At 59.2% G+C, this 9,565-nt stretch carries 7 protein-coding genes; 6 read left to right on the forward strand and 1 reads right to left on the reverse strand.

The window, feature by feature from the left end; genetic code table 11:
• Positions 1-228: 228 nt before the first annotated feature.
• The 6 genes from glyA (at position 229) to purU (ending at position 7,971) form a co-directional block, all read left to right on the forward strand.
• Positions 229-1,482: a serine hydroxymethyltransferase gene (glyA, locus tag B347_RS0105575; protein WP_019408718.1), complete on the forward strand. Its 1,254-nt coding sequence runs from the start codon at positions 229-231 to the stop codon at positions 1,480-1,482.
• Between the two features lie 22 nt (positions 1,483-1,504).
• Complete coding sequence (locus B347_RS0105580) at positions 1,505-2,755, forward strand: sarcosine oxidase subunit beta family protein (protein WP_019408719.1); 1,251 nt, start codon at positions 1,505-1,507, stop codon at positions 2,753-2,755.
• A gap of 155 nt (positions 2,756-2,910) precedes the next feature.
• A complete protein-coding gene (locus B347_RS0105585; protein WP_019408720.1) occupies positions 2,911-3,243 on the forward strand; it encodes a sarcosine oxidase subunit delta in 333 nt (110 codons plus the stop codon).
• Complete coding sequence (locus B347_RS0105590; protein ID WP_019408721.1) at positions 3,240-6,257, forward strand: sarcosine oxidase subunit alpha; 3,018 nt, start codon at positions 3,240-3,242, stop codon at positions 6,255-6,257. Before B347_RS0105585 ends, B347_RS0105590 begins: the two co-directional genes overlap by 4 nt.
• 12 nt (positions 6,258-6,269) lie before the next feature.
• The gene (locus B347_RS0105595) at positions 6,270-6,902 is read left to right on the forward strand and encodes a sarcosine oxidase subunit gamma (RefSeq protein WP_019408722.1); all 633 of its coding nucleotides are present in this window, start codon (positions 6,270-6,272) and stop codon (positions 6,900-6,902) included.
• Positions 6,903-7,113: 211 nt separating this feature from the next.
• Complete coding sequence (gene purU, locus B347_RS0105600) at positions 7,114-7,971, forward strand: formyltetrahydrofolate deformylase (RefSeq protein ID WP_019408723.1); 858 nt, start codon at positions 7,114-7,116, stop codon at positions 7,969-7,971.
• Between the two features lie 29 nt (positions 7,972-8,000).
• On the opposite strand, the gene B347_RS25535 is transcribed toward purU, so the two are convergent.
• A complete protein-coding gene (locus tag B347_RS25535; protein WP_019408724.1) occupies positions 8,001-8,987 on the reverse strand; it encodes an RHS repeat-associated core domain-containing protein in 987 nt (328 codons plus the stop codon).
• Positions 8,988-9,565: the final 578 nt, after the last annotated feature.

The following is a 9,565-nucleotide window of genomic DNA, read 5'->3' on the forward strand; positions in this document are numbered from 1 at the left end:
CGTACACCGATTACTGAGATATATGCCGAGGTGTATCGCAATGAGCCGAATCCGCCGCGTAGCGCCTGAGCCTGAGCCTTTGAAAAGGGGGCGCAGGTTGGCCATGTCGTAAACGCACCATTGCGTGGCGTGCGCAGGCATTTGATTTGCCCGCGCCAGCTCTACCATCTGGCTCAAAGGGCATAAGCCTCACCGAGACGAATGGCGCGCTGGCGCTGGGAGTACGCAATGTTCAGCAAACAGGATCAGATTCAGGGTTACGACGATGCCTTGTTGGCGGCGATCAACGCCGAAGATCAGCGTCAGGAAGATCACATTGAGCTGATCGCCTCCGAAAACTACACCAGCCAGCGTGTGATGGAAGCCCAAGGCAGTGGCCTGACTAACAAGTACGCTGAAGGCTACCCCGGCAAGCGCTATTACGGCGGCTGCGAGCACGTTGATAAAGTTGAACAACTGGCCATCGACCGCGCCAAGCAGCTGTTCGGCGCCGATTACGCCAACGTGCAACCGCACTCGGGCAGCCAGGCCAACGCGGCGGTGTACCTCGCTCTGCTCAACGCAGGTGACACGGTGTTGGGCATGAGTCTGGCTCACGGCGGGCATTTGACCCACGGCGCTAGCGTCAGCTTCTCGGGTAAGTTGTACAACGCCGTGCAGTACGGCATCGATACCGCTACCGGGCTGATCGACTACGACGAAGTGGAGCGTTTGGCGGTTGAGCATCAGCCAAAAATGATCATTGCCGGGTTCTCTGCCTACTCTAAAACGCTGGATTTCCCACGCTTCCGTCAGATTGCAGACAAAGTCGGTGCTTACCTGTTCGTTGACATGGCCCACGTTGCCGGGCTGGTCGCGGCGGGCTTGTACCCTAACCCGCTGCCTTACGCTGACGTGGTGACCACCACCACGCACAAAACCCTGCGTGGGCCGCGCGGTGGGTTGATTCTGGCTAAGAGCAACGAAGCCCTAGAGAAGAAACTCAATTCCGCCGTGTTCCCAGGCGGTCAGGGCGGGCCGTTGATGCACGTGATCGCGGCCAAGGCCGTGTGCTTTAAAGAAGCGCTGGAGCCAGGTTTCAAAGCCTATCAACAGCAGGTGATCGACAACGCTCAGGCCATGGCCGAAGTGTTTATCAAGCGCGGCTACGACGTAGTCTCGGGCGGCACCGACAACCACCTTTTTTTGGTTAGCCTGATTCGTCAGGGCCTAACCGGCAAAGACGCTGACGCAGCCTTGGGCCGAGCGCATATCACCGTCAACAAAAACGCTGTGCCGAACGACCCGCAATCGCCTTTCGTGACCTCGGGCCTGCGCATCGGTACCCCGGCGGTGACTACACGCGGCTTTAAAGTGGCGCAGTGCACGGAGTTGGCGGGCTGGATCTGCGACATTCTCGATCACCTTGGTGATCCCGACATTGAAGCCGATGTGGCCCGTCAGGTGACGTCGCTGTGCAAAGACTTCCCGGTTTATCGCTGAGCGCGGTTTTGGAGTAATTCCTATGCAACGGTATTCAGGCTTCGGCCTCTTCAAACACTCCCTCAGCCACCACGAAAACTGGCAGAAAATGTGGCGCACGCCGACCCCGAAAAAGGTCTATGACGTGGTCATCGTTGGCGGCGGCGGGCACGGGCTGGCCACCGCGTATTACTTGGCCAAGGAGCACGGCATCACCAACGTGGCCGTGGTCGAAAAAGGCTGGCTGGGCGGCGGTAATACGGCGCGCAACACCACCATCGTACGTTCCAACTATTTGTGGGACGAGTCGGCGCACTTGTACGAACACGCCATGAAGCTGTGGGAAGGGTTGTCTCAAGACCTGAACTACAACGTGATGTTCTCGCAGCGCGGTGTTTACAACTTGTGTCACACCCTGCAAGACATTCGTGACTCGGAACGCCGGGTCAGCGCCAACCGCCTTAATGGGGTGGACGGTGAACTGCTGGACGGCAAACAAGTGGCGGACGAAATTCCGTACCTCGACTGCTCAAAAAATACCCGTTACCCGATCATCGGCGCCACCGTGCAACGGCGCGGCGGCGTGGCCCGCCATGACGCCGTGGCCTGGGGCTTCGCCCGTGCGGCAGACGCGTTGGGCGTTGACTTGATTCAGCAGACCGAAGTGCTGGGTTTTCGCAAGGAAAACGGCGTGTGCATCGGCGTTGAAACCAGCAAAGGCTTCATCGGCGCCAAGCGCGTCGGCGTGGTCACTGCGGGTAACTCCGGGCACATGGCGCGTCAGGCTGGGTTCCGCCTACCGGTCGAGTCGCACCCGCTGCAAGCGCTGGTGTCGGAGCCGATTAAACCGATTATCGACAGCGTGATCATGTCCAACGCCGTACACGGCTACATCAGTCAGTCCGACAAAGGCGACCTGGTGATCGGTGCGGGTATCGACGGCTGGGTCGGCTACGGCCAGCGCGGCTCGTACCCGGTGATCGAACACACCATTCAAGCGATTGTGGAAATGTTTCCGGTGTTGTCCCGCGTACGCATGAACCGCCAATGGGGCGGCATCGTCGACACCACGCCTGATGCGTGCCCGATCATCTCCAAAACCCCAGTGCCGAATTTGTTCTTCAACTGTGGCTGGGGCACCGGTGGTTTTAAAGCCACGCCGGGCTCGGGCAACGTCTTCGCCGCCAGTTTGGCCAAAGGCGAAATGCACCCGCTGGCGGCACCGTTTTCCATCGACCGTTTCTATAACGGCGCACTAATCGACGAGCATGGCGCTGCCGCTGTCGCCCACTAACAAAGCGCCATGAACACGACTGCGCTCGGCAATACTGCGTTAAAAACAGGCTCGAAATGCTCACTTAGTACACTAAGCTCCGCTTTCTCCCCTGTTTTTGCCTTGTCTTGCCTTCGCTCGCTACGTTTTCACGGCGCTTGAGAGGAGAAATACCCATGTTGCATATCTTCTGTCCTCATTGCGGCGAACTGCGCTCCGAAGAAGAATTTCACGCCAGTGGCCAGGCGCACATTCCGCGCCCGCTCGACCCCAACGCCTGCACTGACAAAGAGTGGGGCGATTACATGTTTTTTCGCGATAACCCACGTGGCCTGCACCACGAGTTGTGGAACCACGTGGCCGGTTGCCGCCAGTTCTTCAACGCCACGCGCAATACCGTGACGTACGAAATTCTAGAAACCTACCTGATCGGCACTCAACCGCAGTTCACCGAACAGGCGGCATCCGTAGCACCAACCGCCACCCGCGAGCAGGGAGAAAAGGTATGAGCCAGACCCATCGCTTGCCTAACGGCGGCCGCGTTGATCGCAACAAAGTGCTGACCTTTACCTTCAACGGCCAACAGTACAAAGGCTATGAAGGCGACAGCTTAGCCGCCGCCTTACTGGCCAACGGCGTCGACATCATCGGTCGCAGTTTTAAATATTCCCGGCCTCGGGGCATTTACGCCGCGGGCGCTGAAGAGCCGAACGCAGTGCTGCAAATCGGCGCCACCGAAGCCACGCAAATTCCTAACGTGCGCGCCACGCAACAGGCGCTGTACCAAGGGTTGGTCGCTACCAGCACCAACGGTTGGCCCAACGTAAACACCGACATGATGGGCATTTTGGGCAAAGTCGGCGGTAAGCTGATGCCGCCGGGTTTTTACTACAAAACCTTTATGTACCCGAAGTCGTTCTGGATGACCTACGAGAAGTACATCCGCAAAGCCGCAGGCTTGGGCCGCTCGCCGACCCAGAACGACCCCGACACCTACGACAACATGAACCATCACTGCGACGTGCTGATCGTCGGCGCTGGCCCGGCCGGTCTGGCCGCTGCACTGGCAGCCGCGCGCAGCGGTGCACGGGTGATCGTGGCCGATGAACAAGAAGAGTTCGGCGGCAGCCTGCTAGACAGCCGCGAAAGCTTGGACGGCAAACCCGCTATGGAATGGGTGGCCAAAGCCATCGCTGAACTCAAGGGCTTGCCCGATGTGAAGCTGCTGCCACGGGCGACCGTTAACGGCTATCACGACCACAATTTTCTGACTATTCACGAGCGCCTTACCGACCACCTGGGCGACCGGGCCCCGATTGGTCAGGTGCGCCAGCGCCTGCACCGGGTACGTGCCAAACGCGTGGTGCTGGCCACCGGCGCCTGCGAGCGGCCACTGGTGTATGGCAACAACGACGTGCCGGGCAACATGCTGGCGGGTGCGGTGTCGACTTACGTGCGTCGCTACGGCGTGGCGCCGGGTAAAAAACTGCTGCTGAGCACCAACAACGACCATGCGTACCGCGTGGCGCTGGACTGGCTGGATGCGGGCCAGAACGTTGTCGCCGTGGCGGATGCACGCAGCAACCCACGTGGCGCACTGGTTGAAGAAGCACGGGCCAAAGGCATTCGGATTTTGACCGGCAGTGCGGTGATTGAAGCCCGTGGCACCAAACGCGTGACGGGTGCCCGTGTAGCGGCCATCGACCTGAAAACCCACAGCGTCACCAGCCCAGGCGAATGGCTGGAATGTGACCTGGTGGCCACCTCGGGCGGCTACAGCCCGGTGGTGCATTTGGCCTCGCACTTGGGCGGTAAGCCGACCTGGCGTGAAGATATTCTGGGCTTTGTGCCCGGCGAAGCGCCGCAAAAACGCGTGTGCGTCGGCGGCATCAATGGCGTTTACGGCTTGGGCGACAGCCTGGCCGATGGCTTTGAAGGCGGCGTGCGCGCGGCCAGTGAAGCCGGTTTTAAAGCGGTCGAAGGCGTGCTGCCAAAAGCCTTGAACCAACTTCAAGAAGCCACCGTGGCGTTGTTCCATGTGCCCCATGAAAAAGGCACGGCGCGGGCTCCGAAACAATTTGTCGACCTGCAAAACGACGTCACTGCGGCAGCCATTGAACTGGCAACCCGCGAAGGGTTTGAGTCAGTCGAACACGTAAAACGTTACACCGCGCTGGGCTTTGGTACCGATCAGGGCAAGTTGGGTAACGTCAACGGGCTGGCGATTGCAGCACGCTCGCTGAACGTGACCATCCCGCAGATGGGCACCACCATGTTCCGCCCCAACTACACGCCGGTGACCTTCGGCGCGATAGCGGGGCGGCATTGCGGGCACATTTTCGAGCCGGTGCGTTACACCGCGCTGCAAGCTTGGCACGTCAAGCAAGGCGCCGAGTTTGAAGATGTGGGCCAATGGAAACGCCCGTGGTACTTCCCGCGTAACGGCGAAGACCTGCACGCAGCGGTCAAGCGCGAGTGCCAGGCGGTGCGTGACAGCGTCGGCATTCTGGACGCCTCCACCCTCGGTAAAATCGATATTCAAGGCCCGGATGCGCGTGAGTTTTTGAACCGCATCTACACCAACGCCTGGACCAAGTTGGACGTTGGCAAGGCGCGTTACGGGCTGATGTGCAAAGAAGACGGCATGGTCTTCGACGATGGTGTGACCGCCTGTTTGGCCGACAACCATTTCGTCATGACCACCACCACTGGCGGCGCGGCTCGCGTGTTGCAGTGGCTGGAAATCTACCAACAGACCGAATGGCCAGAGCTGAAGGTGTACTTCACCTCCGTCACCGACCACTACGCGACGCTGACCTTGAGTGGGCCTAACAGCCGCAAGCTGCTGAGCGAAGTGACCGACATTGATCTGGACCGCGAAGCGTTCCCGTTCATGACCTGGAAAGAAGGACTGGTCGCTGGCGTACCGGCGCGGGTGTTCCGCATCTCGTTCACCGGCGAGCTGTCCTACGAGGTCAACATTCAGGCTGACTACGCGATGGGCGTGCTGGAAAAAATCGTCGAGGCGGGTAAAAAGTACAACCTGACCCCGTACGGCACCGAGACCATGCACGTGCTGCGGGCCGAGAAGGGTTTCATCATCGTCGGTCAAGACACCGATGGCTCCATGACCCCGGATGACCTGAACATGGGCTGGTGTGTGGGCCGCACCAAACCGTTCTCGTGGCTGGGCTGGCGCGGCATGAACCGCGAAGACTGTGTGCGTGACCAGCGCAAACAGTTGGTGGGTCTCAAGCCGGTCAATCCGACCCAATGGTTGCCGGAGGGCGCGCAACTGGTGTTCGACCCTAAGCAGACCATCCCGATGACCATGGTCGGCCACGTAACCTCCAGCTATGCGCACAACTCACTGGGTTATTCGTTTGCGATGGGTGTGGTCAAAGGCGGCTTGAAGCGGATTGGCGAGCGGGTGTTCTCGCCTCAGGCAGATGGCAGCGTGATCGAGGCTGAAATTGTGTCTTCGGTGTTCTTCGACCCGAAAGGCGACCGGCAGAATATTTGAGTGGGTGATCTCATGACAACCGCAAACGTATACCAACAACGCCCGGACTCGGGCGTCAAAGCCGAGTCATCGCTGCACCACACTAACTTGGCCAGTCTGACGGGCAAGGGCCGCAAAAACGCGGGCGTCATCGTGCGCGAGAAAAAACTGCTGGGTCACCTGACCCTGCGCGGTGATGCCAAAGACCCGGCTTTTGCCGAAGGCGTGCACAAAGCGCTGGGCCTGGAGCTGCCGGTGGCCTTGAGCCTGGTGGCCAAGGGCGACACGTCGCTGCAATGGATGGGCCCGGATGAATGGCTGCTGATCGTACCTGGCGGCCAGGAATACGCGGTAGAACAAGCGCTGCGCGCAGCGCTAGTGGGGTTGCACATTTCGGTGGTCAACGTCAGTGGTGGGCAACAACTGCTGGAATTGAGCGGGCCAAACGTGCGCAACGTGTTGATGAAGTCCACCAGCTACGACGTACACCCCGACAACTTCCCGGTGGGCAAGGCCATAGGGACGGTGTTTGCCAAATCCCAACTGGTGATTCGCCACACCGGCGAAGACACGTGGGAACTGCTGATTCGTCGCAGTTTCTCGGATTACTGGTGGCTGTGGTTGCAGGATGCGGCCGCAGAATATGGGCTGAGTGTTGAGGCCTGAGTCACGGCTTGCCCTCACCCCAACCCTCTCCCGGAGGGAGAGGGAGCTGATTGTTGGTGTTACTGAATTAGCGTGCGGTCAGTTCCCTCGCCCTGCGATAGGGAGCTGATTGTTGGTGTTACTGAATCGCATGCGGTCGGTTCCCTCTCCCTCTGGGAGAGGGCTAGGGTGAGGGCGCTTTTGCTTTTCACATCAATCAAGGAATTTCCACATGAGCCGCGCCCCTGACACCTGGATCCTAACCGCCGACTGCCCCAGCCTGTTAGGCACGGTCGATGCCGTGACTCGTTATTTGTTCGAACACCGTTGCTACGTCACCGAGCACCATTCCTTCGACGATCAGCGTTCCGGGCGTTTTTTTATCCGCGTCGAATTCCGCCAGCCCGAGGGCTTTGACGAGAACGCCTTTCGCGCGGGCCTGACAGAACGCGGCCAAGCGTTCGGCATGGCGTTTGAACTGACCCCGCCGCACTACCGGCCCAAAGTGCTGATCATGGTGTCCAAGGCCGACCATTGCCTCAACGACTTGCTGTATCGCCAACGCATTGGCCAATTGTCGATGGACGTGGTGGCCGTGGTCTCCAACCACCCAGACCTTGAGCCGCTAGCGCAATGGCACGGCATTCCTTATCACCACTTCGCTCTTGACCCGGCTAACAAGCCCGCGCAAGAAGCCCGCGTGTGGCAAGTGATCGAAGAAACCGGCGCCGAGCTGGTGATTCTTGCTCGCTACATGCAAGTGCTGTCGCCCGAGCTGTGCCGCAAACTCGACGGCAAGGCCATCAACATTCACCACTCATTGCTGCCCGGCTTTAAAGGGGCCAAGCCCTATCACCAAGCCTATGAGAAAGGCGTGAAACTGGTGGGCGCCACCGCGCACTACATCAATAACGACCTGGACGAAGGCCCGATCATCGCCCAGGGCGTGGAGGTGGTTGATCACAGCCACTACCCCGAAGACTTGATCGCCAAGGGCCGCGACATCGAAGCCCAGACCCTGGCGCGGGGCGTGGGTTATCACATTGAACGGCGCGTTTTCCTAAATGGGGGGCGTACGGTGGTGTTGTAGCCGTGCACTCGCGCCCTTAGTCAAACCCCTCACCACAGGTCGGCATCACCTCGTATCCAGCGTGCAGCCTCTTGGGTTTCTGCTTCAGGTAATGGCTGGGGGACGGACCGTGCCGCGGCTGCTTGCCGGGTTCGGCTGGCTGCGCGAGCACGGAAATAGTCTGCGGCTGAGCTGGTGTTTTGAGCGGCCACCGCTGAAGCGGCTCTGGAGGTTGATGCTATGGGGGCTGGCGCTACGGCTGCACCCTGGGCTGACCTTGAGGTGGATGCCCTGACCATTGCGATTGGGGCTTCAATTGCAGCGGCTGCTCTGGAGGTTGATACAGTCACGACTGGCGCTCTGTCTGCTGGGACTAAGGCCATAGAATTATTCCCCCGCAGAACAAATCGAGCTCTCCCTGAGGGTGCTACAACGGGCGCAGCATTGGCCGCAGCGTGGTGCACAATATTTAGCCTGGGGACCTGATCGAAAGCTGGAATGTTTCTAAAAATAGTTGTTATCAGACTTGCTGCACTATGCCCGTCCGTGTCGATGAGATTAATCGGATCTCCCAGGCAGTAGGCATAACTGTTTATGCCGCCCTTGTTAAACGGGCTCAACGTGTCTGGGCTGTTGAAGCGCATCAGCACGGTGTTATACGCCCGATAGCCCTGACCCAACAGGTAGTGGCCGGTAATAGGGGCGCGTCTTTCTCCGTTGAATCCCAACTCATCGCCCTGTTCACGCTGTGCGGGTTGAAACCCGTAGGGCGAGTACTCCCGTGAATAACCTTCAGTGGCAGTGAGCGCATGGACCACCGAGTGTTGCCTGTCGGTGGCCAGTAATCGTGTTTCGGTTACGCCCGCTTGTTGTTGCAACTGGGCCAGCGGTTGCGTCTTGTGTGTAAAAAAACAACGTGCGACGTCACCTTCTACCTCAGTCGCTATGTATTTGGCATTGTAGAACCGAAGCACATCGCGGGTACCCAGGAGGCGATCCAGCGGATCGTAGCGATAGTCAACAAGTATCGTCGGCATCAACCTGTCTCAAAAGCAGCGTTAGACGTTGAGTGTTAACTTGCGCGGGGTGTCTGTATAGCTAGCAGATCTGACAGTTTTTTTTGTGTACACCCAGACCCTGATGCGGTGTGGCATCACCTTGAACGGCGCGTTTTCCTAAATGGGGGGCGCACGGTGGTGCTGTAACCCCAGCCTAGGTTTCGCGAATAGAACTGATTGTGTTGCTGACAGTCGCAGCCGAATTGGGCGCCCGTGATGTCTGCACAGGAACGGGCGGGGGAGGTGGCATTAAGTCGGGTGGCGGCGGCGCTGGCCGGAGGCGCCCGACTGGAGTTGTGACTACAGGAACGCTATGTGCAGGTACTCTCGCTGCAGGAGCGGGAGGAGGGGGTGGAATAAAGTTAGGTGGCGACGGTGAGCGCGATCGGAGGAGGCGGGTATTGACTGGCGCTCTGGGTCGACCTCTTTGAACCACATCAAGGGTAATGACCTGGATTTTGAGCGGGTAAAGTGTGAGATGCCCATCAGGATCGACATGATTGATCGGGTCCCCTTTGCAATAGGCGTACGCATTAGTGCCACCTTTGCCAAACGGG

This window comes from Pseudomonas psychrophila HA-4, from assembly GCF_000282975.1.
GTDB lineage: Bacteria > Pseudomonadota > Gammaproteobacteria > Pseudomonadales > Pseudomonadaceae > Aquipseudomonas > Aquipseudomonas psychrophila_A.

Coding starts and splice junctions, on each gene's coding strand:
- B347_RS0105590 (WP_019408721.1), top strand. CDS start 3,240: ATGAGCCAGACCCATCGCTTGCCTAACGGCGGCCGCGTTGATCGCAAC.
- B347_RS0105595 (WP_019408722.1), top strand. CDS start 6,270: ATGACAACCGCAAACGTATACCAACAACGCCCGGACTCGGGCGTCAAA.
- purU (WP_019408723.1), top strand. CDS start 7,114: ATGAGCCGCGCCCCTGACACCTGGATCCTAACCGCCGACTGCCCCAGC.
- B347_RS0105580 (WP_019408719.1), top strand. CDS start 1,505: ATGCAACGGTATTCAGGCTTCGGCCTCTTCAAACACTCCCTCAGCCAC.
- B347_RS0105585 (WP_019408720.1), top strand. CDS start 2,911: ATGTTGCATATCTTCTGTCCTCATTGCGGCGAACTGCGCTCCGAAGAA.
- glyA (WP_019408718.1), top strand. CDS start 229: ATGTTCAGCAAACAGGATCAGATTCAGGGTTACGACGATGCCTTGTTG.
- B347_RS25535 (WP_019408724.1), bottom strand. CDS start 8,987: ATGCCGACGATACTTGTTGACTATCGCTACGATCCGCTGGATCGCCTC.